Origin of the sequence: Microcoleus sp. N9_A1 (assembly GCF_036701795.1) — a bacterium.
Classification (GTDB): domain Bacteria; phylum Cyanobacteriota; class Cyanobacteriia; order Cyanobacteriales; family Microcoleaceae; genus Microcoleus.
The window spans coordinates 34,343-58,132 of sequence record NZ_JAUBRI010000014.1 but is presented as its reverse complement, the minus strand read 5'-3'; the positions used below and the strand labels follow the sequence as shown (position 1 = coordinate 58,132).

17 protein-coding genes, 1 tRNA gene and 1 pseudogene are annotated in these 23,790 nt (G+C 46.0%); 12 read left to right on the top strand and 7 right to left on the bottom strand.

Going from position 1 to position 23,790, the window contains the following annotated elements; genetic code table 11:
* Nucleotides 1-7: 7 nt before the first annotated feature.
* Nucleotides 8-1,291 carry an aminotransferase class I/II-fold pyridoxal phosphate-dependent enzyme gene (locus QUA58_RS09185; protein WP_333393767.1) on the top strand — a complete coding sequence of 428 codons (1,284 nt, stop codon included), beginning with the start codon at nucleotides 8-10 and terminating at the stop codon, nucleotides 1,289-1,291.
* 128 nt (nucleotides 1,292-1,419) lie between these two features.
* Here QUA58_RS09185 and QUA58_RS09180 read toward each other — a convergent pair whose 3' ends face one another.
* A complete protein-coding gene (locus tag QUA58_RS09180; RefSeq protein ID WP_333393765.1) occupies nucleotides 1,420-1,656 on the bottom strand; it encodes a hypothetical protein in 237 nt (78 codons plus the stop codon).
* 15 nt (nucleotides 1,657-1,671) lie between these two features.
* On the opposite strand from QUA58_RS09180, the gene QUA58_RS09175 reads away from it, so the two are divergent.
* Nucleotides 1,672-3,150: an NAD(P)/FAD-dependent oxidoreductase gene (locus tag QUA58_RS09175; protein WP_333393764.1), complete on the top strand. Its 1,479-nt coding sequence runs from the start codon at nucleotides 1,672-1,674 to the stop codon at nucleotides 3,148-3,150.
* Between the two features lie 184 nt (nucleotides 3,151-3,334).
* Complete coding sequence (locus tag QUA58_RS09170) at nucleotides 3,335-3,757, top strand: hypothetical protein (protein WP_333393763.1); 423 nt, start codon at nucleotides 3,335-3,337, stop codon at nucleotides 3,755-3,757.
* Here QUA58_RS09170 and QUA58_RS09165 read toward each other — a convergent pair.
* From QUA58_RS09165 to QUA58_RS09150, 4 genes are all read right to left on the bottom strand, one after another.
* A complete protein-coding gene (locus QUA58_RS09165; protein ID WP_445301868.1) occupies nucleotides 3,730-5,031 on the bottom strand; it encodes an FAD/NAD(P)-binding protein in 1,302 nt (433 codons plus the stop codon). The two genes, QUA58_RS09170 and QUA58_RS09165, sit on opposite strands and share 28 nt — an antisense overlap.
* A gap of 159 nt (nucleotides 5,032-5,190) precedes the next feature.
* Nucleotides 5,191-5,277 (bottom strand) — tRNA-Ser (locus tag QUA58_RS09160).
* A gap of 60 nt (nucleotides 5,278-5,337) precedes the next feature.
* On the bottom strand, nucleotides 5,338-7,953 hold the full coding sequence (locus QUA58_RS09155; protein WP_333393762.1) for a ComEC/Rec2 family competence protein: 2,616 nt from the start codon (nucleotides 7,951-7,953) through the stop codon (nucleotides 5,338-5,340).
* 367 nt (nucleotides 7,954-8,320) lie between these two features.
* Nucleotides 8,321-8,803 (bottom strand): DUF4079 domain-containing protein, encoded by a 483-nt coding sequence (locus QUA58_RS09150; RefSeq protein WP_333253398.1) that lies wholly within the window; start codon nucleotides 8,801-8,803, stop codon nucleotides 8,321-8,323.
* A gap of 252 nt (nucleotides 8,804-9,055) precedes the next feature.
* On the opposite strand from QUA58_RS09150, the gene QUA58_RS09145 reads away from it, so the two are divergent.
* A complete protein-coding gene (locus QUA58_RS09145; protein ID WP_333253400.1) occupies nucleotides 9,056-10,102 on the top strand; it encodes an endonuclease/exonuclease/phosphatase family protein in 1,047 nt (348 codons plus the stop codon).
* Nucleotides 10,103-10,931: 829 nt separating this feature from the next.
* Here QUA58_RS09145 and QUA58_RS09140 read toward each other — a convergent pair.
* On the bottom strand, nucleotides 10,932-11,270 hold the full coding sequence (locus QUA58_RS09140; protein WP_015176985.1) for a DUF1815 family protein: 339 nt from the start codon (nucleotides 11,268-11,270) through the stop codon (nucleotides 10,932-10,934).
* A gap of 317 nt (nucleotides 11,271-11,587) precedes the next feature.
* Complete coding sequence (gene radC / locus QUA58_RS09135) at nucleotides 11,588-12,319, bottom strand: RadC family protein (RefSeq protein WP_333253405.1); 732 nt, start codon at nucleotides 12,317-12,319, stop codon at nucleotides 11,588-11,590.
* Between the two features lie 239 nt (nucleotides 12,320-12,558).
* Here radC and QUA58_RS09130 point away from each other — a divergent pair, with 239 nt between their 5' ends.
* From QUA58_RS09130 to QUA58_RS09095, 8 genes and pseudogenes are all read left to right on the top strand, one after another.
* Complete coding sequence (locus QUA58_RS09130) at nucleotides 12,559-15,492, top strand: TonB-dependent siderophore receptor (RefSeq protein WP_333253407.1); 2,934 nt, start codon at nucleotides 12,559-12,561, stop codon at nucleotides 15,490-15,492.
* A 14-nt stretch (nucleotides 15,493-15,506) separates the two neighbouring features.
* Nucleotides 15,507-16,475: an iron-siderophore ABC transporter substrate-binding protein gene (locus QUA58_RS09125; RefSeq protein WP_333253409.1), complete on the top strand. Its 969-nt coding sequence runs from the start codon at nucleotides 15,507-15,509 to the stop codon at nucleotides 16,473-16,475.
* Between the two features lie 4 nt (nucleotides 16,476-16,479).
* The gene (locus QUA58_RS09120; RefSeq protein ID WP_333253411.1) at nucleotides 16,480-16,881 is read left to right on the top strand and encodes a DUF1636 family protein; all 402 of its coding nucleotides are present in this window, start codon (nucleotides 16,480-16,482) and stop codon (nucleotides 16,879-16,881) included.
* Between the two features lie 27 nt (nucleotides 16,882-16,908).
* Nucleotides 16,909-18,690: an ABC transporter ATP-binding protein gene (locus QUA58_RS09115; protein WP_333393760.1), complete on the top strand. Its 1,782-nt coding sequence runs from the start codon at nucleotides 16,909-16,911 to the stop codon at nucleotides 18,688-18,690.
* A 104-nt stretch (nucleotides 18,691-18,794) separates the two neighbouring features.
* Nucleotides 18,795-19,826 (top strand): iron ABC transporter permease, encoded by a 1,032-nt coding sequence (locus QUA58_RS09110; RefSeq protein WP_333393759.1) that lies wholly within the window; start codon nucleotides 18,795-18,797, stop codon nucleotides 19,824-19,826.
* A pseudogene (locus tag QUA58_RS09105) lies at nucleotides 19,823-20,863 on the top strand (FecCD family ABC transporter permease). The gene QUA58_RS09110 and the pseudogene QUA58_RS09105 overlap by 4 nt, the downstream one beginning before the upstream one ends.
* Before the next feature lie 105 nt (nucleotides 20,864-20,968).
* Nucleotides 20,969-21,787 carry an ABC transporter ATP-binding protein gene (locus QUA58_RS09100; RefSeq protein ID WP_333253417.1) on the top strand — a complete coding sequence of 273 codons (819 nt, stop codon included), beginning with the start codon at nucleotides 20,969-20,971 and terminating at the stop codon, nucleotides 21,785-21,787.
* Nucleotides 21,788-22,717: 930 nt separating this feature from the next.
* The gene (locus tag QUA58_RS09095; protein WP_333393757.1) at nucleotides 22,718-23,734 is read left to right on the top strand and encodes a succinate dehydrogenase/fumarate reductase iron-sulfur subunit; all 1,017 of its coding nucleotides are present in this window, start codon (nucleotides 22,718-22,720) and stop codon (nucleotides 23,732-23,734) included.
* Nucleotides 23,735-23,790 lie beyond the last annotated feature (56 nt).

The window sequence follows — 23,790 nt, the reverse complement described above, 5'->3', positions numbered from 1 at the left end:
CTGAGTCTTGATTAGACCTGTACACGGTGGGAATTTAGCTTGGGCAGCCGCACTGGCAGGCTGCCCTGCCTCTGCTATTCTCGATTTTTCTGCCAGTATCAGTCCTTTGGGCCCTCCTGAGTCTGCCCTGGCTGCGATTCAATCACACTTGAGCAGTCTGACGGCTTACCCTGATCCGGATTATGGAGAGCTCAGGACTGCTTTAGGTGAGGCTTTGAATGTTGACCGGGATTGGATTTTGCCGGGGAATGGTTCGGCGGAATTGTTGACTTGGGCGGCTTGGGATTTGTCGAAGCTGGAGGCGACTTATTTGGTGACTCCGGCTTTTGGCGATTACTCGCGGGCTCTTTCGGCTTTCGGGGCGAAGGTGATCAAATGTCCTTTGGATCTTCAATCTTGCACCATTTTCAAAAACGGGCAAGATGCCCATTCCACAAGAGATGAATTTTCTTGTGGAACAGGCATCTTGCCTGTCCCTAAACAAGTAATTGAGCATGGTGCAACATCTCAGTTGGATCTGAAATCGTTGGGCGCTGGGGCAGGAAACGAGTTAGTAACGGATGATTTGTCGGTTTCTAACCGTTCCCTTGTCTCCCCTTCTTTCCGTCTCCCGGTGCCTCTTGCTCTCGATGCCCCCTCTCGACGAGGTTTGCTCCTGAACAACCCGCACAATCCTACGGGTTTGCTGTTTGCTAGGGAGGCGATTTTGCCTTATGTGAAGCAGTTCGGTATGGTGGTGGTGGATGAGGCCTTTATGGACTTTCTACCGCCTTCTGAGCAGGAAACTTTGATCGATGCTGTTGAGGAGTTTCCGAATTTGGTGATTTTACGATCGCTCACTAAATTCTATTCTCTGCCGGGACTGCGGTTGGGCTGCGCGATCGCCCATCCCGATATTCTGCGCCGCTGGCAGCAGCAGCGCGATCCTTGGCCTGTGAATGCTTTGGCTGCTGCTGCTGCTGCTGCTGTGGTTCGAGATGCTGCTTTTGAGCTGCAAACCTGGGATTGGCTGCCTCTTGCTCGCTTTGAGCTGTTTGAGGGTTTGGCTAATTTACCGGGTTTGCAACCTTTTGCAGGGGCGGCTAATTTCTTGTTGGTTGAGTCGTCTATGTCGGTTTCTTCGATTCAAAAAAGTCTGTTGGAACGACACCGGATTTTGATTCGGGATTGTTTGAGTTTTCCTGAGTTGGGCGATCGGTTTTTTCGGGTGGCTGTGCGCTCCAGGGCGGACAATCTGCGGCTGATTGCTGGACTTACGGATGTGATTAGTCAGTTGACTGTTGTCAGTTGACTGTTGTCAGTTGACTGTTGGCAGTTGACTGTTGTCAGTTGACTGTTGTCAGTTGACTGTTGTCAGTTGTCAGTTGTCAGTTGACTGTTGACTGTTGACTGTTGACAACAAATAACAAATAATACCATTTACGATTGCATCGGAATAATATATTTGGATGATATAGCGTGCGAGCGAGACGCTCGCACACTCATAATTCCGATGCGGCCGGATTTGATATAACAAATAACAAATAACAAATAACAACTGCCAACTGCCAACTGACAACTGCCAACTAACAACTGCCAACTAACAACTGCCAACTGCCAACTAACAACTGACAACTGCCAACTGACAACTGCCAACTGACGACTGCCAACTGCCAACTGACTTCTTTATTTATGCTTGACTATGATTTAGTGATTATTGGTGGAACTCCGGCCGGACGTTATGCTGCTTTGACTGCAACTAATTTCCCGGCTCGCGTTGCTTTGGTGGAACCGTTAAGTAATTCGCAAGATTTACCGACTGGGGGGAAAGAGTCGATCGACCTTGGTTTGAGATACAGCCAAACTTTGAGGGAGGCTGCTCGTTTTGCCCACCAGATTAGCCGCCCACAGTTCGGACTTCGCCGAGATCTGGCTAATTCGGAAATGCCGATCTCATTGCAATTTAACGGGGTTAATCAGTGGGCTGACGGTGTTGTTTCTAATTTGTCAGAAATTGACGATCTCAGCGTTTTGGGCGCTCGCGGGGTTGATATTATTTTTGGTAGCGGCGAGTTTGTTGCGAAACCGGATTTGGCTTTTGTTGTGGGCGGGCGAAAATTGCGATCGCTCTGTTATTTGCTAGCTTGTCCAACTCTGCCGGCGATTCCCAATATTGAAGGACTTTCGTCTGCTGGCTTTTTTACTTCGGAAACTGTCGGGGAATTAGCAAAACTTCCACAGTTGCCTAAAAGTTTGGCTGTAATCGGTGCAGATCCCAGCGGTGTCGAAGTGGCTCAGACTTTTGCTCGGCTGGGGGTTGCTGTCACTTTGGTAGTGAAAAGTTCGCACATTTTGGCTAAAGAAGACCGAGAGGCTGCTGGGTTGGTTCAAGCTGGAATGGAAGCTGAAGGAGTGCGGATTCTGACTGCTACTGAGGTAACTCAAGCTAGGGTGATTGAGGGTAAAAAGTGGATTCAAGCTGGGCCAAGGGCGATCGAAGCTGAGGAGATTTTTCTGGCCGCCGGTAGAGGGCACAATTTTTCCTCATTAAATCTCGAAGCGGCTAAGGTTAAATTCAGCGATCGCGGGGTGATTTTAAATGAAAAGCTGCAAACAACAAATCATCGCATTTATGCGATTGGCGATGTTGCTGGGGGTTATCCGTTCCTTCACATCGCTAATTACGAAGCTGCGGTTGCTGTGAAAAATGCTTTGTTTTTGCCGCTGTTTCAAATAGATTATCGCGGGATTCCTTGGGCGATTTTTTCTGATCCGCAGTTGGCGAGGGTTGGCTTGACTGAAGCGCAAGCAAGGCGCCGTTTTGGAGACGATCTCATTGTTTGTCGGGAATATTTCAAGAATGTTGAAAGAGCTCAAATGTCAGGGGATACAACTGGTTTTTGTAAGATTGTCGGGCGTCGGAACGGGGAGATTTTGGGAGCGAGTATTGTGGGGCCGCAAGCTGCTGAGTTGATTCACGCGATCGCTTTGGCTGTGCGTCACGGGATGAAGGTTGAGGCGATCGCCCAACTTCCTTATATTTGGTCGAGTTTTTCGGCAATTAACGGTCAAACTGCTGCTGTTTGGGAGTCGCAGCGCTTGGGGAGCAATACTTTTATGCAGAATTTCTGGGAGAATTTGTTTCACTGGCGCAGGTATTGGAAAAGATAGTTTTGGGCATAGGGCATAGGGCATCAGGCATCAGGCATTGGGCATTGGGCAAACAGGGCATCGGGCATTGGGAAGTATATTTCTATTCAAAGCTATTGATTTAGTGGTTAACTATGAATATGATAATCAATGTCAAAACTTGAAACACAGTCTAGATACGCTCATAATATCCGAGGTTTGATTCATGGATTGCAAAACAGCTACTTTGGTTTACGAAACCGGAAATCCCCTGGAAAAGATTCGCGAGATTTTTCCTGAAGCTTGGCAATTTTTGACACATCAGTCTTTGGCTTTTGTTGCCGGGAAAGATGATGAGTTTGATGCGGAAATTAAAAAGTCGATCCTCTCCGAGGGCTGCGCTAACGGCAAAACGCCTTTTGGGTTCAGAATTACTCACCGCGATGATACTGAACAGTTGACAAAAGATATTTCTGAACTGTTGGGCGATATTACTTCTCGGTTGCTTTTAGAACAGCATTTTTCTCAAGTTGTGGGTCGTCCTCTCTATTTCAGCACGATTTGCTGTTCTAGCCACCTGACTGCCGATCGCCAATTGACTCTGGATAAGGTTTTGCCGATTCAGCGGGCTGCGGTTAAGTTGCAATAGTCGTCAGTCATTCTAATTATGGCTGGCGAGAGTGCAATGCTGGATTTGACGATCGCCGGTACAATGCGATCGCAGGCCATTCTCGCCCCTGAAAGGTTTCTGGCGACAGGGCCCACTTGCAGCGCTGCTAAACCACCGGTCAAAAATAATTCGCATCCGGGCCAGCGCAGGTGTTTGTCTAAAACTGGCAAACCTTTAACTATTTCAATGGGATGCGTTTCTAGCATTTCTTGGAACAAAGGTTCGGCTGCAATGTCTAGTTTAGTGCCAGTTGCTAGCCAAATTCGATCGGCAAATAACGTCTCTCCACCGCTACAATCAACAGTCCATCTGTTATTTTCCCACCGAATGGCAACAACTTCGCACTGTTGGTGAAAACTCAGTTGTTCGCTGTGGGAAAGCCGGCGCAACTGTGTCATAATTTCAGGTGTCATCGAGCCGCCGTTGCGAGCTTGTTGAATAATTTCCCAACGCTTCTGACAATCCGCTTCGGCCTCGAATCCTTTCAGGTATTTTGGCCCCAACCAACCGGGTTCGGCATCAAATAGTTTTTCTTGGAAAGAGCGCCTCGTCATTAACAAAACTTTTGCTCCTCTGGCAATTGCTCCTACTGCTAAATGTCCGCTGGTTAGTCCGCCGCCGACAATTAATATTTGTTCTCCTTGTAAGTGCAAACTTGGCAAATCTACTTGATGGGAGTGGCGAATTCTTTCGGCGGGATGCTGTGTTTGAATTTGATTTGCCCACGCTGGTAAATGCGGTTTTCCACTTCCGGCGGCGACAATTACTCGGCGGGCGATCGCACTTTTTCCGTCTTCAAACCACAGGCGGAAACGGCCGGATTTCGGCTGAATGCGGGTAACTTTTGCTTTGATAACTCGATCGCGCAATTCCCACTTTTTAACTGTATCAGCACAAAATTCCTCAAATAACCGACTTCCGGGTAAGTCGTAGGGGGGGAACAATTCCGAGGAGCGATTTTCGGCAAACCTCCGCAATTCATAAGGGTTGGGAGCTGGGTGGTGCACTGCGGGCGATCGCAAATGCTCAATTTCTAATGCTGCAAATTGCCTCCGCCACTGGGTCAGCCATTCGCCGCTCGGATCGAATGCTAAAAGTTTATCCCGGAGGCTGTTGCGTTTTTTCAATATGTGTGATAGCAGCGTCAGGGCGTGGGGCCCAGCGCCGATTAAAGCTAAATCAATTTGGGGCGGCGTGGTTTCTGAGTTCGCTTGCATGAGAACTGCTGATTTGCGAATGATAACAATTCTCATTATAGGTCGATCGTCAACTTTTTCGCTTTGTAGCCCCGCAGCACTTAAAAAAAGTCGGGGTTCTGGGTGCTCTATTTTTTTTAAGTTGTTCTACTTACTAAAAAACCCGGTTTCTTTAAGAAACCGGGTTTTAAAATCCCCTAAAAATAGATTTTTAAACGGAGAGGGTGGGATTTGAACCCACGTTAGAGTCACCCCTAAAGTAGTTTTCGAGACTACCGCATTCAACCGCTCTGCCACCTCTCCAATTGATTTGAGATGTGAGCTAAAAGTATTTTACCGCACAGTGCGCCACATTGTAAATCTTTAAAGAAAAGAAGTTTGATTTTCTTCTGATTCCATAGTGGTCTTAAATCCGTCTGCTGGAGTCCACTGAAGGGCTCCGTCGCGCCCTGTCCAGAATATTTGGGTTTTGCTTTGGCGCAGTTGGGCTGCGGTTTCTGGGTCGATTTCGTTAGCAAATGCGATCGCCACTTGTGGCCCAACCGCGCTTAATAACTCAGCCGTCAGGGCTTTTCCTGACCACCACAGCACTTGAGCCGGCTTCAAGGTTCCCGTTGCTGTCAATTTTTTTTGCGCTTCCGGTGTCATTTCACCGACGAGCAACCAAGTTCGATCGCCCACCAGCAATTCTACCACCGGAATCTCCGCATCCACGAACTGCAACCGCGTCGAACCCAGATCAATTTTGCTGTTAGTTTCTAAAGGAATGTAAACGCCTTGGCGAGATTGCACAGCCGTGATAAATTCCTGATTGTTGCCACGGTGAATTTGTTTCGGAGCATTATTATCATAAAATGTTTTAATTGGCAAGCGTTCTAGTAATTTTCCCCAACCACTGCTCAAACCTAAATGACCGTGAGTGGCGATCGCAAAATTCACAGAATTAACTCCTTGCTGCTGCAAAAAAGGCAACACTGTAAACCTTACGGTATTTTCATCACCGCTATTAATTAGCGCCACTTTTCCCCGATCTTGAATTACTAAAACTGGATCGCCAGATGTCGCCAGCAAAGTAACTTGAAATAAAGATGTTTGAACGTGCCAAGCTGGCAAAACTATGATACTTATTCCCGCCACAAGCGCCAGCGGTAAAATCCAAACCGAAGAGATACGCAACGCAAAAACTCGGCTTTTCCCTTTCTTCCCTCTCCCCTTTCCCTGATTTTTCTTCCTTCCTACTTCCTGCTTCCCTGTTTTTTCTCCCTTCCTTCTTCCATCCGTTACATCCGTTACATCCGTTACAAAATCCGTTGCCGAACTTCCCCCGACCCAAACCCAGCAAATTAAACTGTAAAGCGCGATTAGCTGAAACACCGATACTTGACCCACAGCTACCGAATTACCGGGTAATTGCGAGAAATATTGGGCGATCGCAATTAGCCCTTTCGCCGGATAGTCCAGCAGTTGCGCTAAAACACTTCCAGCAGGCGGAAAAATCAATCCAACTAAAGCGCTAACCATCCCCCCAATACTCAAAATCCACAGCAAAGGAGCCGCAATAATATTAACTAAAATGCTGTAAGGTGATACCACACTAAAAACATAAAGTAACAGGGGCAGCACCCAAACAGAAGCGGCGATCGGAACCACCACAATTGAAGCGATAGCCGGTGGCATCCAGTCCAACTTTGCCATCAGCGGCGGCGCTGTCACAACTAACCCCAAAGTCGCCAAAAAACTCAGTTGAAAACCTAAATCCCAAATCCACAAAGGGTTAACTAGCAGTAAAATAGTAGCAGCGATTAACAGCAATCCCAACGGCTTAACTTCGCGGCTCAACACCAAAGCAAATAGTGTGCCAAATCCCATCAGTGCGGCGCGGCAGATTGAAGCTTCAAAGCCTGTCAATCCGACGAGCAAAAATAAAGCGCCGACGCCAAAACCAAATTGTAACTGTTTGGAAAAGCGCTTAGTTAAAGCTATAACTAAAGCCAAAACCATCGAAACTTGAGTGCCCGAAGCTGCGATCGCGTGGGCCAATCCCGCTTGCACAAAATAGTCGCGGATGTTGTAAGGTAAATCAACTGCTTGTTTGCCGAGGGCGATCGCACTTATCAATGGCCCTTCGGGAACATTTAACTGCGATAGTTGCGATCGCACGATCCGCTGCCGCATCGCTTGAATTTTCGATGGCTGCATCCCGCTTGACTCCCAGAAAGCAGTCGTTTGGCTGTTAACTCGATTGACATCCGCGATCGCCTTTTCTCTCTTCCAGTCAATTTGACGACCTTTTAGCCCTACAAAAGCTCCTTCTCTGGCTAAATATGTTTTAAAATCAAAAGCCCCTGGATTCGACGGTGGCTGCGGTTTGTACAAGGAACCCACAACTGCGATCGTATTGTCGGCGTACAAACCAGTTGCTTGCAGCAGCGGCACTGTAACGTAGAGTTTGCCGGATACTGGGCGGTTTACAACTGCTCCTCCCTCGCCGCCGTTGATTTCGCTAACTAAATCTGTTTCTAGCCAAAATTGCGATCGACCCGATCGAGTCAATCGAGGCGTACTGACAATTCTACCGCGAACTGTCACCGCCACTTCTTGAGTGTTCCCAACCGCCGGAATCAGTTTGCTGATGTCATCTATTGCCGGTTGGGGCGATCGAACTGCCAAATAAATGCTAGCTAGAAATGCCAGCAAACCCGCAACTGCCCACACCCATTTCGCTCTCGGCAGCATCTGCAACAAACTCAATTCTTCCCCAGTCTCTAAGGGTTCATTAAGAGCATTTTCTTTTTGTCTGCTGCGTCTAGTCTTGGTAACTTTGACCGAATTTCTAGCAAATTTTCGCAACAATTTCGGCAGGGCGATCGCCACAGCTATTCCCAAAGCAAGTATCCCGTATCTACCCCAAGAAACCGCTGTAGAAATCAATCCCAGAATGTAGGCAAGACAGAAAATGACACCCGTTGCTTGATTCATTAATTAGTAATTCATATCAATTCCGGTTGAACCGGAATGACTGTTGACTGTTGACTGTTGACTGTTGACTGTTGACTGTTGGCTGTTGACTGTTGGCTGTTGACTGTTGACTGTTGACTGTTGACTGTTTGGGCATTTGAACAATACCGATGCAACCGGAAACGATATCAGAGGGGGAATATTTCAGGGAAACCTATGCGGGACTTATGCACTCATCACCAAAGAAACCGGGTTTTTCAACCGGGATAAATGGTTAAACGCCCTGTATTTCGATAAAAAACCTGGTTTCTGGCTACCGATGCGTAAGTTATGGCAAAATTTCTTTCCTTACATTCTTTCCCTTCCCGTTCCCCTTCCTCTTCCTCATCTAAATAGACAGCCCCAATTTTAAACCGAAAGCCGCGTGCAGCACCATAAGTGCAAGAGCCGTCGTGCCTAAATAAGCGTGAACCGCGCGCAGTGCTAGCTTATTGCCCCCAAAACCCGTCAGCGAAATCAAGCTGCCAACAGCCAGTAAAACCAGCACTGTCGAACCCGTCCAAAAATGCGGGCTTTCCATGACTGGCTGGTGCTGCATCACCAGCGACAGCAAGCCGCCTGTATAGCCCAAAGCTAGAAACAGAAACATCCACGGTGCAAGCTTGCGGTGATCCGATCGACTTTTGAGTGCGACATCTTTATCGGCAGCCAAACGTCCCTGCCATCCCGTATACCCGACAAAACTGCCCATCGCTACAATCACGATCCCCATCATTACAGGATGTCCCCAATGGGTAATTGGTTCGGGAATTCCCAGACTGCGAAATTGACTGGCGATGGGTTCTAGTAGTTCACTGAGATTATTTATCATTTGCTTGAGATTCCTAACTTCGCGATCGCTAATTTTGATTTAACCAACAACTTACTCTAAATAGCAATATACCGATCGCGATTTTCAATCACTGTTTCCAGCCAGAAGTCTGTATAAAATAAAAGAGCCGCACATAGAAGAAGTGTATTCCCTAGCCTCAGCAGGGGAGTGGCCATTTCAGTTAATTTGAGCTGACAATATCCTGTTTTTTGTCCCGACAACAGTAATGAGGATGCTATTGCAGACCGCGTTATGATTAAGCCTTACCGATTTTTGCAGCGAATTACTCAACTGCTCGCCTACGCCTACTCAGCACTGATTGTCGGCTATCTGATTCTGAGATTGATCTTTTGGGACAGGCTGTGGCCGATTGCCTTGATGGGGGATTTTGTTCCTTGGATTTTCTTGCCAATCTTCCTACTGCCAATTCTAGGGTTTTTTCTCATCAAGAAACGCTGGTTCGCGATTGTTTCCTCTGTGGCTGGTATATGGCTGCTGGGTTGGCTACACGTCACCTACTTTTCTCCCCAGCCGACGAACATCAGTGACTCCCAGCCAACGCTCAAGGTTTTTTCTCTCAACCTCGGCTGGCATCACCACTCCCCACAAGCTTTGGTTAACCTAATTCAGGAAGAAAAACCAGACCTCATTTGTTTGCAAGAAATTAAGGAGGATTACGCCACAGAAGTATTCTCTAAGTTGACCGTATTATACCCGCACCACCTGGGGCGCGGATACCATGTGATTCTCAGCAGATATCCCATTCGCTCTTTCCAAAAGTTACGGCTAGCCGGTGGGAACGAACCACAGGAACGAGCTATTATCCAAATGAACCAGCAAGATGTTGTTCTTTATAATATTTCAACAACCCCACCGTGGTTTCGCCAGCATAAAATTTTGCCTTTCCTCAAAATCCCAGTTTACGAGTACGGCGACCGACCGGCACAAATTCAAGATTTAGTGCGACGACTCCAGAAAGAAACGCTGCCGACTATTGCGGCGGGGGACTTTAATCTGACTGACCAGTCTCAAGACTACTATTATTTGAAAGCAGTTATGCAAGATGCTTTCCGAACAGCAGGAGTGGGTTTTGGCTTTACTTTTCCTCACGGATGGGATTTGAGTTTACTGGTTAAACAGTTAAACTGGAAATTAACTTTTCCCCTGGTAAGGCTTGACTATGTTTGGTATTCTCACCACTGGGGGGCAAAATCAGCCAAGGTTTTACCGCCAATCGGTTCAGAGCATCTGCCGGTATCGGCCCAACTGGGGATGCAACCGGAATTTGGACGAGTGTAGGGGGTTGGGAACACTTTGGTGGGGCCGACCACAAGGGCATTGGTATCAATTTAAGCTCCGGGCCGTGATGCTGTTGGCGAATCCGTGAAGGGTGACACCTCACATTTGCTCCCGTCGCACCCCTCTTAGATCGTGTCCCGATAATTGCCCGCAATTAATTTTTCTATCCTTCTTCGTCTTTCTTCTTCCTTTTTGGCGTACTTGGCGTTTTGGAGGTTCATTATTAAACCCTCCAAAGAAACCAAATATTGATTCGCCAACAGTTTCATGGAATTCGCGACTATACAAACAGGGAATGTTAGACAAAGGAAGATGTTTTCAACCAAGCACAGACTAATGGCTCGAATTAAGCCTTACCGACTTTCAGTTGACTGCTGAATCGCCCCTATGCCATAGCCCTGTGTCTGCCTTTCCCCCAATCTTCACAGCCTCATCCTCACTCTGGATGTTAAATTTTACCTGCCTGCTCAAAGTTAATTTCAATTCCTTGACTTTTGAATGGCCAAGTGAGAAATTAACATCGCAGCCGACGAGCATTCGCACTTCTACAATTTTGCTGATCGCTCTCAAGGGAGAATCTACTTCGGGAAAAAAACTAGAGGTTCCAAGTTTGAGACTTCTGGCATAAAGTATGCCGTCTGCCCAGGCTCACTTCGATCGACTGATCGCTAAACAGTTTCAAGGCACCCTGATAGCACCCTTGTCTGTTGAGCAGCCATAGCTGTGCACATAAATGAACCCTCTCAACTAACTCGCTGGGGATTCGGTTTTAGCAGACAAGCACTGACTTTCTTGCGTCGCCTTCCTCGGAACCGTGCAATCGCTACACTCACTGCGCCGTCGCTAAAGTAGCTTCCGAAGGTTGGATTTGATACTTTACGAGATTTGCCAGTTCTTGTAACTGATTAATCGCTTCGGCACCTTCTAGTTTCATCAGTTCGCGGTCGTCCCGCATCTCAGTCCAAGTGATACCGTAATCTGACACTAAAAATCGAATCAGATGGTTGTCCGTCAAACTGACCATAAATGAGGCACTGTTCATCTGACCCCCGCAAGTGTAGCAGGATGCCAGATAACCCCGATGCTCTAGCACGATCGCTAAAGCTTGGAGGTTCATTACCAAATCTTGAACGAATTTACGGTGTTGTTCTGCAAGTCTCAGAAACACAGTTCTCCTCCTATCACCACACCGTTTATTTTACACCCAATTTAATAATCTCTTAAGCATTGGGCTTTTAGGTGCTGGTTCAGTATATGTTTAGTATGGTCTAAAAAAATCGGATTACCGACCTCTTCAGCCTACCTATACTAGATTAACCGAGTTGCGATCGAAACTAAGTATCAGCAGCGACATTCAATCAAAACAAGCTGCCCTCACGGAGTCCAGCCCCAAAATCCCCCTGCTAAGACGGCTGCTTCAGCCCTCAGACAGACCAAAGATACAAATAACTAATCAGACCTATGCAATTAGTTAAGTAGACAAGTTCAATCGCCCTGCGGATACTCATCCCAAAGCGTCGTAGTCTGCCGCAAACTCCGAAAATCGCCATTCCCCAAAATCAAGTGATCAAGCAGCGGAATTGACAAAAACTGCGCTCCCGCCAGCAACTGTCGCGTCAAAGCAATATCCTCCGGGCTTGGATCTACAATTCCCGAGGGGTGATTGTGGGAGATAATCGCCCGCGTCGCCCCCTGGCGGATCACCTCGCGAAAAATATCCCGTGGGTGAGCCAAAGTTTCCGTTGCTGTGCCGATCGTAATTATCTGAGTTCCCAGCAGCCGATTTTTCACATCCAGCAGCACCACAGCAAAGCGCTCCTGAGACTGCCACATCAAATCCTGACTCAGCGCATCCGCCGCCGCTTGCGGAGAGTCAACCACCGCCATATCCGGCGGGCGCGACTGAAACACCCGCTTGCCCAACTCCACCGCAGCCAAAATCCCAGTCGCCTTAGCAGGCCCGATCCCGTGAATCTGCGTCAACTCCTGAACGCTAATATTCCGCAGCACTGCCAGAGGGTCGCGCTGGTGCTGGCTCAACTGATTTAAAATATATTGTCCCAACCCCACAGCCGAAAGTTTACCTTTTCCCTGACCGGTACCCAGCAGAATCGCAATCAATTCCGCAGTCGCCAAACTTTTCGGGCCGCCCGCCATCAGCCGCTCCCGCGGCCGTTCACTCGTTGGCAAATCGACAATTCTCAAGCTGTAAGTCATAGATGCACCAGCATTGCAAGCTCAACAATTACACCAGTTTAGCCGATCGATTTCCATCTTCAAATCAGTACAATCACCGAAAAAAGCCTTGATCATTAACCGAGGCTGTTGGCGCGTGCAAATCTAACCTAGCGTTTCGCAAGCGATCAACTCTCGATCTCGATCGAGCTTAAACGGATCGCCATTCGCGATAAAATTATTGATAATTAATCTCATTAATTTTTAGATATCATCCAGTCATGACCATCACCCTGACGATGAAAGAGGATTGGGAACTGTGGGCAGAAGCTAACCACAACAGCCTCCAACCACCACAACCAGAACCATTTGAAATCCTCTGTGAAATGCCCAAGCAACTCGGTAAAGGCTATATACGGGATATTGAGGTGCATCCTCATCTTTGGCTGGCGATTTTGGACTGTGAATATCACGATGATGTCCTACATAAAATCCCTGAATGGCATCACCCACTGCAATTTTGCGTTCTCCTTTCCGGCAAAGTCATAGACGAATACGGGGGGCAGTTAGGGGAAGGATATACGTGTATTTCTGGTAGCGGTATTCAACGCAAAATGCTTACAAAATCCCCCAAATCTCGACACGTGGGCGTTGACATTCATATGCCTCCTGACTTGCTGGCAACTTTTTTCCCCGATGAAACAGGAGAAATTCCCCAGCAGTTGCGTCTGTTGGCAAAGGGTAATGATTGGCAAACTTTGCTGTACCCGGAAACTACGGCGGCTATTCAGGGAGTAGCACAGCAAATTGTCAACTGTCCTTTCCAGGGCATGACAAAGCGGATGTATTTACAGGGTAAGGTGTTGGAACTAATGGCGTTGCAGTTAGCTCCCATCTTATCTGCTCAACACGGACTGCAATCATCGCCGCGATTGAAGACAGACACCATCGCCCGGATTCATCTGGCTAGGGAAATTTTAGTGGCACGTTTGGAGAATCCGCCGTCATTGCTGGAGTTGGCGCAAAGTGTCGGGGTGAGCGATCGCACTCTGCAACGTGGATTTAAAGAACTGTTTGGCAAAACAGCATTTAGCTACCTGACAGAGAAACGTATAACTTCTGCGACAATTGCGACGCAGCCACCGGAAACACCTCCAACTGAAGAAAAGCCAAGGAGTGAAACACCGGAGGAGACACCATCAGCGCAGCAGGATGACCCGATTGAGTTGGTGGTGACGGGCGATCGAGATGCCTATCGTGTTCCGAATACTACGACTGGGACAAAAACTGATACACCTTTGAGAGACATTCCCCAATCGATTCAGGTAGTGCCACGTCAGGTGCTGGAAGACCAAAATGTTACCCGTCTAGATGAAGCTATCAGAAATGTCCCCGGAGTGATTAACACCTTTCCTCCTAACTTCGCCAATGGTTCTTTTTTGACGATTCGAGGTTTTGAAACCAGGGACGATCAAGGAAATGTACTCAGAAATGGTTTGCAAGATTCTATTGGCGCACGTCAAATAGACTTTTCCCACATTCAACAAGTCGAAGTTCTGAAAGGTCCAGCTTCAGTGCTGTTCGGACGAGGCGTTCCCGGAGGCACTGTCAACCTGATTACAAAACAGCCTCTACGCGACCCCTTCTATGAGGTCAGTGCCACGATCGGGAACTATGACTACTACCGTGGCACAGTCGATCTATCAGGACCGCTAAACGACTCTAAGACCGTTTTATATCGACTGAACGCAGCTTATCAGAACATTGGCAGCTTTACCGACTTTAGAGAATCAGAAAGAGTGTTTGTTGCGCCTGTCTTGAGTTTTGCGATCGGCGATCGAACAAAATTGACGGTGGAAGGAGAGTATTCCTCTTCAGAAAACGGAGATGATCTAGGTTTACCCGCTGTTGGTACGGTACTACCAAATCCCAATGGCAGAATACCACTAAACCGCACTATTACTGAACCGTTTGCTAAACCATTTGATGTACAGCTTTATCGAATTGGCTATACGCTTGAGCATCAATTCAGTGATAGTTTGTCGCTGCGAAACGCATTTCGAGTCTCGTCTTTCACTGCTGCACAAGAACAAATATTTGGTATTAGCCTTGAGCCTGATAATCGAACCTTAAATCGTGGCTTTAATGCCAGGACGTTTGATCAAACTAGCTATAACTTTGCAGCAGACCTGATTGGTAAATTTTCAACAGGTTCAATTCAGCATCAGGTAGTATTCGGAGTTGATCTGGGTAGATTTGATAACTCATTCACAAATACTGGAAGGTCGATCGCGCCACTCGATGTATTTAATCCAGTGTATGGTCAGCCATTTGGTAATGTTACCTCTAGCTCTGCTACTGGCTTTGTGACAGATGCGTTGGGTATTTACATTCAAGATCAAGTCACGCTAACTGAGAATTTGAAGTTACTATTAGGTGGGAGATTTGACACTTTTAAGCGGACAGACAATGATTTTTTGACAAACACGGAAACAAGCACATCAGGAGATGCGTTTAGCCCGCGTGTCGGCATTGTCTATCAACCTATTCAACCTATTTCGCTTTATGCCAGCTATAGTCGATCGTTTACCCCTGTGACTGACATTGCTGCTGATGGCAGTACGTTTCAGCCTGAACGAGGAACCCAGTATGAAGTTGGAATTAAGGCAGACTTAAACAACAGACTGTCTACAACCCTTGCACTCTTTGATTTAACTCGATCCAACGTCTTGACAACTGACCCGAATGACCCAAGCTTCTCCATTCAAACAGGTGAACAACGCAGTCGAGGCATTGAACTGAATGTTGCAGGCGAAATCTTACCGGGATGGAACATTTTTGCAGGGTATGCCTATACGGATGCCAGAATTACCAAAGACAATGCGTTACCTATCGGTAATCGCCTACTCGCACCTGAAAATAGTTTCAACCTATGGACAACTTACGAAATTCAACAAGGTTCTTTAAAAGGTTTCGGTGCGGGTGTAGGCTTCTTCTTGGTAGGGGAACGTCAAGGAGATATAGAGAATAGTTTTACCCTTCCAAGTTACCTGCGGACGGACGCCAGCATCTTTTACAAACGAGAACAATTTCGGGCAGCACTCAACATCAGGAATCTATTCAATGTGGATTATTTTGAATCTGCCTTTGATAGCTTTTTTGTTTTTCCTGGTGAGCCATTCACTGTGCAGGGTACAATTTCTTGGCAGTTTTGAGTAATCAGATATCCATGAAACTTTCTCTACACCGCCTGGTTTTTCTATTGTTATTGGGAGTTTTGACATTTACACTTGTTTCAGCTTGTAGCAGAAATATTGACAACAATGCTACAAGCTTGAAGCAACCATTGGAAAATTGCCGACTCGTGCAACATGTGATGGGTAAAACGTGCATCCCTCGCAATCCTCAACGAATTGTGACTCTATGGATGAGCACTTTTAGTAGTGCTTTGGCATTGGGTATTAAACCCATTGCATATATATGGATTCCAGGTGAGCCTTTTCCAAAGTATCTTCGGGACAAAGTGGATGGAGTTGAATTTGTTGGAAGCCTCAATGAACCAAACTTGGAAAAGATTTTGCTACTGAAACCTGATTTAATTTTATCGAATACTCGGTTGCAAAATATCTACAAACCGCTAACTGAAATTGCACCTACTGTTGTCTTAGATTACCCTGCTCCACCTCCTCCTTGGCAAAAACACTTAGAAGACATTGCAAAGTTGTTAGATAAGGAACAGGAGAGTAAACAGTTAATAGGCGAATATTGGCAGCGGATTGACAAACTCAAACAAGCTTTGGGCGATCGCCGAAAACAAATTAAAGTATCAGTTGTAAGCATAGATCCGTCCTATGGAATGTTTATCTACGGGAATAAACATCCTACTAGTGGAGTTCTAAACGATATTAAATTACAACGCCCACCAGGACAAAGTGGAGATTTCTTCGTGAAGAGTAACATTTCTCAGGAACGTTTGTTTGATATAGATGGTGATGTTATTTTTATTTCGGCTCTGGGAGGGGAGGCTGCCAAAAAGAGTTTAGAGAAGCTGCAAGAAAAACCTTTGTGGCGACAACTCAAGGCTGTTCAGAACAATCAGGTTTATTTTGTAGACTCTGCACACTGGTATGCTTTTGATGTTCTGGCGATGAATGCCGTCATTGATGACCTCTACAAATACCTCGTCAACACACCCTAAACCTATGCCCAAACATACCCTCTTCATCTGCAAATCCTGCCACAGTTCTTCTGAAAAACGACCAGATAATCCACCTTTTGACGGCAATATTTTACTTGACAAATTGAACACTTTATGCACCGAACAATTCCCAGATAATGAAATTGAAATTCAACCAGTCGGATGTTTATGGGCGTGCAATCATGGCTGTGTTGTATCCGTCGCCAGTCCAGACAAACCCACCTATCTCTTCGTCAATCTCACCCCCGGAGAAAGTGCCGCTGCATTACTAGATTTTATGCAACTGTATATCAAAAGCCCTAAAGGAACTGTAGTTTGGAAACAGCTTCCTGAACTGTTAGAATCTGCTATTTTCGCCCAAATACCCCCTGTATTAATTAATGAAAATCCAGGTAATTCTCATTAATTATTTTCTCTAAATTCAGCATTTACCATGACCTCTTTGCCATTAACCAAACAGCATCCCCTCCTACGTTTATTACACTACGCCAAAAACTACCGCCCTCAAGTGTGGACTGCTGTAACCTTTACCATCCTCAATAAAATCTTCGACCTCGCACCATCCTATTTAATAGGTGTCGCCGTAGATGTCGTAGTGGAAAAAGAAAGTTCTATCATTGCAAAAATAGGGATTACTAATATCATTGGACAATTGGCAATCTTATCATTATTAACTTTACTAATTTGGACTTTAGAATCACTATCTGAATTTATTTACGATCGCCTGTGGCGCAACCTCGCCCAAACTATGCAGCACGAACTACGTCTTGATGCCTACAGCCATTTACAAGAACTAGAACTGAGCTACTTTGAAGAACGCTCTACAGGCACACTTTTGTCAATATTAAACGATGACATCAATCAATTAGAAAGATTTCTAGATTCTGGGGCGGCTAGTATTCTACAATTTATCACCACTATTTTAGCTGTAGGCGGTTCATTTATTCTCATTGCCCCCAATGTAGCTTGGTTGGCAATACTACCTACACCCTTCATATTCTGGGGTTCATTAGCATTCCAAAAACGACTCGCACCCCGTTATGCAGATGTCCGCGACAAAGCCGGATTTATCAATAGTCGTTTAGCTAATAATCTCTCAGGGATTGCCACAATTAAAAGCTTTACTGCTGAAACCTACGAAAGAGGTCGTGTCCTTACTGAGAGTGAAGCCTATCGCCGCAGTAACGCCCGTGCGATCGCTCTTTCTGCTGCTTTTTATCCGGCGATTCGATTAGTAATTGTAATCGGTTTCATCGCCACACTGTTTTTTGGTGGGGTTGCAGTGGCGAATAATCAGTTAACTGTGGGAACTTACGGTTTCATGGTGTTTATTGTCCAGCAGTTACTGTGGCCTTTTGCCAGTTTGAGCGAAATTATGGACGAGTATCAACGGGCGATGGCTTCAATTAAACGAGTTATGGGGTTATTAGATACTCCTGTTGCTATTCCCACAGGGAAACATCCTTTACCGTTAAAAACAGTACGCGGTGAGGTGCAATTTGACAAGATCACCTTTGCATACAACGATCGCACCAACGTACTGCAAAATTTATCATTGCACATTCCCCCTGGTGCAAATATTGGTATTGTTGGTGCAACTGGTTCTGGTAAAAGTACCCTAGTTAAGCTACTGTTACGCTTTTACGAAGTCCAAGGCGGACAAATCCTGGTTGATGGTATCGATATTCGGGAGTTACAACTTGGGGAATTACGACGCTGTATCGGTTGGGTGAGTCAGGATGTGTTTCTGTTTCACGGTACGGTGGCAGAAAATATTGCTTATGGTAGCTTTGATGCTAGTCACAACGAAATTATCCATGCTGCCAAATTAGCCCAGGCTCATGAATTTATCCTGCAACTACCCCAAGGATACGATACTATCGTTGGCGAACGCGGTCAAAAGCTTTCAGGTGGACAAAGACAAAGAATTGCCATAGCCCGTGCTATTCTCAAAGACCCGCAAATTCTGATTTTAGATGAGGCGACTTCTGCGGTGGATAATGAGACGGAAGCGGCGATTCAGAAGTCGCTGGCGATGATTACCCAAAATCGGACGACAATTGCGATCGCCCATCGTCTTTCCACAATTCGCCACAGTCATTGTATTTATGTGATGGAACAGGGTCAAATTGTCGAGCAGGGTAAGCATGAGGATTTACTAGCACTTGATGGAATTTATGCTAGTTTGTGGCGCGTACAATCTGGGATTCTTTAATACTTGCCTTAGATGGAATGGCCTACAACCACACCAAATAATTGGATATGTCCCCGTTCAATCTGATCGTTAATAAACAGTTAATTATTGAGAGAGTGCATAAAATGACAAAAGGGTTCAAAAAATCGTCTAGAGAATGGAAAAAGCCCCAAATATCACCCTTAGCTGGTCTGGTTTTGGGAGTGGTTATCTTGTTGATTTGCTTGGTATACAGTGTCACTTTAGGTGCTGCAGAAATACCTCTGGAAAAGATTTTTACATCTTTTATAGCCTTTGATGGTTCCTACGATCACTTAGTAATTCAGACAGTAAGATTACCGCGATCGCTCATTGCTATACTCGTAGGTTCAGCCTTGGCAGTATCAGGAGCGTTAATGCAAGGTTTGACGCGCAACCCCTTAGCAGATCCAGGGATTTTGGGTATTCAGTCGGGGGCTGCATTGGCTGTAGTTGCCACAATTTTTGTTTTTGGTAGTTCGTCCTTAAATGTTTTAACTATTGTGGCCTTTTTGGGTGCAGGAGTCACAGCAATGTTAGTCTACTTCCTTGGTTCTCTAGGAAAAGGAGGGCCTACACCATTGAATCTCACAGTAGCAGGCGCGGCGCTCACGGCTCTGATTTCTTCCCTGACTACTGCTATCCTGATCGTCAGTCAACGCACCTTAGAAGAAATTAGATTTTGGTTAGCAGGTTCACTGGCTGGGCGCGATATCAATATGTTCTTGCAAGCATTACCTTTCGTCGCCCTTGGATTAGTCGTTGCTTTTGCCCTTGGTAGACAAATTACTACCATGAGTCTCGGTGAAGATGTAGCAAAAGGCTTAGGTCAACAGACAGCTTGGGTCAAAATCATCACGGCAATTAGCGTTGTTTTACTGGCGGGAAGTGCCGTATCTATTGCGGGGCCAATCGGCTTTCTCGGCTTAGTTGTTCCCCATATCGTGAGATTTTTCATCTTTGCTGATTACCGTTGGATTTTGCCTTATTCCGCAGTGGTAGGTGCAACTTTACTTTTGGTTGCAGATATTACCGCCCGTGTATTACTTAAACCCCAGGAATTACCTGTGGGAATAATGACAGCACTCGTTGGTGCACCCTTTTTTGTCTACTTGGCTAAGTCAAAGGTGAAGAAATGAAGTTAGATTGGCTCGTCATCCGTTCCGAAGCGATATCTTTTCGCATAGACCGACGTGTACCACCAATGCTGGTATGTTTGGCAGTAGTGATTGTAGTGGCGATGGTGATGAATGTGGGCAGAGGTGAATATCCGATTTCGCCCTTGGATATCGTCAAAACTGTCTTAGGTTTAGATACAGGCAACCCAGACCATGCTTTTGTGATTCACAACCTGCGTCTACCCCGCACCCTTGTCGCTTTTATGGTAGGAGTGGCGTTTGCTATTTCTGGCACTATCTTTCAAGGTCTCACACGCAATCCTTTAGCTGACCCTGGTATTATTGGCATCAATGCTGGGGCGAGTTTAGCAGCAGTGACAGTAATTGTCCTATTTCCATCAGCACCGATTTATACATTGCCTGTTTCAGCCTTTGCAGGTGCAATGCTTATGGCGATTTTAATTTACTCGCTGGCTTGGAATAACGGTAGTTCGCCGATTTTACTAATTTTAATGGGTATTGGCTTGTCTGCGATTGCCAGTGCATTCACCAGCTTGATGATTACTTTTGGGGAAATTAGTGATGTTAGTAATGCTTTGGTTTGGTTGGCTGGCAGTGTCTACGGACGCACTTGGGAGCAAGTCTTTTCCTTCTTACCTTGGTTGATTGTTTTTGTACCGATGGCGTTGACATTGGCAAGACATTTGAACGCATTAAATTTAGGAGATGATGTCGCCAAAGGTTGAGGTACTCGCGTGGAATGGCAACGTGGTTTGCTAGTGCTGGTGGGTGTAGCTTTAGCAGGTGCAGGAGTCGCTACTGCGGGAATGATTGGTTTTGTCGGTTTAATTGCACCTCATTTAGGCAGACAGTTGGTAGGTACAAATCATGAAGGGTTAATTCCTACTTCTGCATTGTTAGGGGGTGTGATTGTTGTGGTCGCAGACTTGTTAGGAAGAACGCTGTTTGCACCTATCGAACTTCCTTGTGGCGTGGTAACTGCTGCTATCGGGGCTCCTTATTTTCTTTTTTTGTTAATTCGGAACCGCAACAAATAAGGAATTGGGGACTGGGAACTTGATAAAAATCATATTTTATCAACCCAAAAATTAGGTTTTCCTAAATCCAAAATCTCAAATTAAAAGTTTAAAATGGTATCACTTATGAAAGGACTATCAACCAGAGGTTTATCTTTAGCTTATGATGGTGTGCCAATTATCCGAGACTTAAATTTGGCCATTCCTACCGGACAAATTAGTGCTTTAGTTGGTGCTAATGGTTGCGGTAAATCAACTTTGTTAAGAGGTCTGGCCAGACTTCTCAAACCATATCACGGTACAGTATATCTTGACAGCACTTCAATTTTTAAGCTTTCCACCAAGGAAGTAGCGCAGCAATTGGGTATTTTGCCTCAAGGGCCCGTAGCACCGGAAGGGTTAACAGTCAGAGATTTGGTAGCACAAGGACGTTACCCTTATCAAAATTGGTTGCAGCAGTGGTCAGCCAAAGATGAAACAATTGTGCAACAGGCACTTTTAATTACAGATTTACTGGAGTTGGCAGATAGAGCATTAGATACTTTGTCTGGTGGACAACGACAGCGAGCTTGGATTGCAATGGCACTAGCACAGGATACAGATATTTTACTTTTGGATGAGCCGACTACTTTTTTGGATTTGGCGCACCAGATAGAAGTTTTAGATTTGTTGTATGAGTTGAACCAAAGTCAGGGAAGGACAATTGTGATGGTATTGCATGACTTGAATCAGGCGTGCCGTTATGCTGATTATCTAGTTGCTGTCAAAGATGGTCAGATTTTTGCGGCTGGGGAACCGAAAATGGTAATGACTGAGGAGATGATACTCTCAGTTTTTGAGTTAGAGTGTCGTATTATTCCTGACCCAATTTTGGGTACGCCAATGTGTGTGCCGATAGGACGTAAGGGGAAGTTAATTTCCTCGGAAACAAACGCGTGCGAGTAGCAATGGAACAAAAATGTAGGCTAACGACTGATAAGTCTGATTCAGCCACTCCACGATCTCCCGATAACTTTTGAATCAGACTCGATCGTTCTATCTGGCTAGCAGTGCGACTAATTTTTAGTTGTTGCTCGCCTTCTCTCTGCACTTTCGGCGATCGCCAGAATCAGTTGGCGTGCCATAACTAATGACCTCTAAACAGTATCTTTATTCTCTGCAACTTCATGTAAAATTGGTATCAGAGGAAAAAACTAAACCTAGCGACCTTTACCAGTAAAAAATAGAAGTAATCCTGGACGCAGAAACCGGGTTTATTTTACCAAAATACGCAGTAAATGAGTAGAACCTACTATTTTCCTTAAAAAACTCGGTTTCTCGCCCCAACCGGGCGTAAGTCCTGGTAAAATTTATCGTAACGCTGCCAGAAAAGTGAGAAGCATACCCAGCTACCTTCAGCGCAAAGGTGCGCTTACCTTAAATTCTGGCCATTCAGTTGAGGCCAGCAGCCCCGATGAAACTGGTTGTGGCGCCTTAGGTGCTGTAACCCCAAGCAAAACGAACGAAACTGCCATCAAGCCGCCGTACAAGGCAGCCGATCGCTTGCGAGTTCCCAGTCCCACCCATTGAGGATTTAGCAGACCCAGACAAAAGGCCGGCGTTGAAAACATGAAAGTTAATACAAACAAGCTGGACATCACGCACCTCCAACTAGCGAATTGCAGCGATTAATTACTTTTATCTCCAATTAATAGCTCACAAATCCGCTTAAAAAAGTGGAAATTTAGAATTTATAACTTGAGAATTATTGATGTTTATCAAACAATAATAAAGTTTTAAAAATCTCTTACTTTAGGTAGTTGTTAAAAAAATAAGAGCTTTCTATAGAGTCCAAAATTTTAGCTTAAAATAGACACTAAATTCCTTACTCAAAATATGAAAGTCCGCTTTAACGTAGTCCGCCAAAATCAAAACGAGGTTCCCCGGGTTCACACTTACACCCTAGATGTGGAAGAGAGCAATACCATCCTCGACTGCCTCAACAGCATCAAGTGGGAACACGACGGCACTTTAGCTTTTCGCAAAAATTGCCGCAATACAATTTGTGGCAGTTGTTCTATGCGAATTAACGGTCGATCGGCTTTAGCTTGCAAAGAAAATGTGGCCAGCGAACTCGCAAGACTTGACAAAATAGCCCAGTCCAGCTCAGCAGAAATGCCTACCGATTTCATCCCAGAAATCACCGTCGCCCCAATGGGAAATATGCCGGTAATCAAAGATTTGGTCGTCGATATGACGAGTTTTTGGGACAACCTCGAAGCAGTTGAACCCTATATCAGCACAGCCTCGCGAGCAATTCCAGAACGCGAATTTCTGCAAACTCCAGAAGAGCGATCGAAACTCGACCAAACTGGCAACTGCATCCTCTGCGGCGCGTGCTATTCTGAGTGCAACGCCCGCGAAGTCAACCCGGAATTTGTCGGCCCCCACGCCCTCGCCAAAGCTTACCGCACGATCGCCGACTCGCGCGACAGCGAAACCGAAAATCGACTGGAAAAATACAACGAAGGCACCGCAGGCGTCTGGGGATGCACCCGCTGTTACTACTGCAACTCGGTTTGTCCGATGGAAGTCGCGCCGATGGATCAAATTGGTAAGATTAAACAAGAGATTCTCGATCGCAAAGACGAACAAGCCAGTCGATCGATCCGCCACCGCAAAGTCTTGATCGAGCTCGTCAAAGAAGGCGGCTGGATAGACGAGCGCAAGTTTGGCATCGAAGTAGTAGGAAACTACTTCCGCGACGTTAAAGGTTTGCTGAGTCTGGGCCCGTTGGGTTTGAGAATGATCGCCCGCGGTAAATTCCCGCTGTCCTTTGAGCCTTCCGAAGGTACCGAAACCGTGCGAAATCTGATCGAATCGGTGCAAGATTTAGAAAAGTCAGCAGATTAGCGATCGGCTGTCATTTTCCTGGTAAATTACAAGTTGTGCGATCGCAAAGCTTCCCA

Bases quoted from the DNA above. Each gene is read 5' to 3' on its own strand.
- QUA58_RS09130 (WP_333253407.1), top strand. From the start codon at position 12,559: ATGACCATCACCCTGACGATGAAAGAGGATTGGGAACTGTGGGCAGAA.
- QUA58_RS09095 (WP_333393757.1), top strand. From the start codon at position 22,718: ATGAAAGTCCGCTTTAACGTAGTCCGCCAAAATCAAAACGAGGTTCCC.
- QUA58_RS09125 (WP_333253409.1), top strand. From the start codon at position 15,507: ATGAAACTTTCTCTACACCGCCTGGTTTTTCTATTGTTATTGGGAGTT.
- QUA58_RS09110 (WP_333393759.1), top strand. From the start codon at position 18,795: ATGACAAAAGGGTTCAAAAAATCGTCTAGAGAATGGAAAAAGCCCCAA.
- QUA58_RS09145 (WP_333253400.1), top strand. From the start codon at position 9,056: ATGATTAAGCCTTACCGATTTTTGCAGCGAATTACTCAACTGCTCGCC.
- QUA58_RS09155 (WP_333393762.1), bottom strand. From the start codon at position 7,953: ATGAATCAAGCAACGGGTGTCATTTTCTGTCTTGCCTACATTCTGGGA.
- QUA58_RS09115 (WP_333393760.1), top strand. From the start codon at position 16,909: ATGACCTCTTTGCCATTAACCAAACAGCATCCCCTCCTACGTTTATTA.
- QUA58_RS09170 (WP_333393763.1), top strand. From the start codon at position 3,335: ATGGATTGCAAAACAGCTACTTTGGTTTACGAAACCGGAAATCCCCTG.
- radC (WP_333253405.1), bottom strand. From the start codon at position 12,319: ATGACTTACAGCTTGAGAATTGTCGATTTGCCAACGAGTGAACGGCCG.
- QUA58_RS09165 (WP_445301868.1), bottom strand. From the start codon at position 5,031: ATGAGAATTGTTATCATTCGCAAATCAGCAGTTCTCATGCAAGCGAAC.
- QUA58_RS09175 (WP_333393764.1), top strand. From the start codon at position 1,672: ATGCTTGACTATGATTTAGTGATTATTGGTGGAACTCCGGCCGGACGT.
- QUA58_RS09100 (WP_333253417.1), top strand. From the start codon at position 20,969: ATGAAAGGACTATCAACCAGAGGTTTATCTTTAGCTTATGATGGTGTG.
- QUA58_RS09120 (WP_333253411.1), top strand. From the start codon at position 16,480: ATGCCCAAACATACCCTCTTCATCTGCAAATCCTGCCACAGTTCTTCT.
- QUA58_RS09150 (WP_333253398.1), bottom strand. From the start codon at position 8,803: ATGATAAATAATCTCAGTGAACTACTAGAACCCATCGCCAGTCAATTT.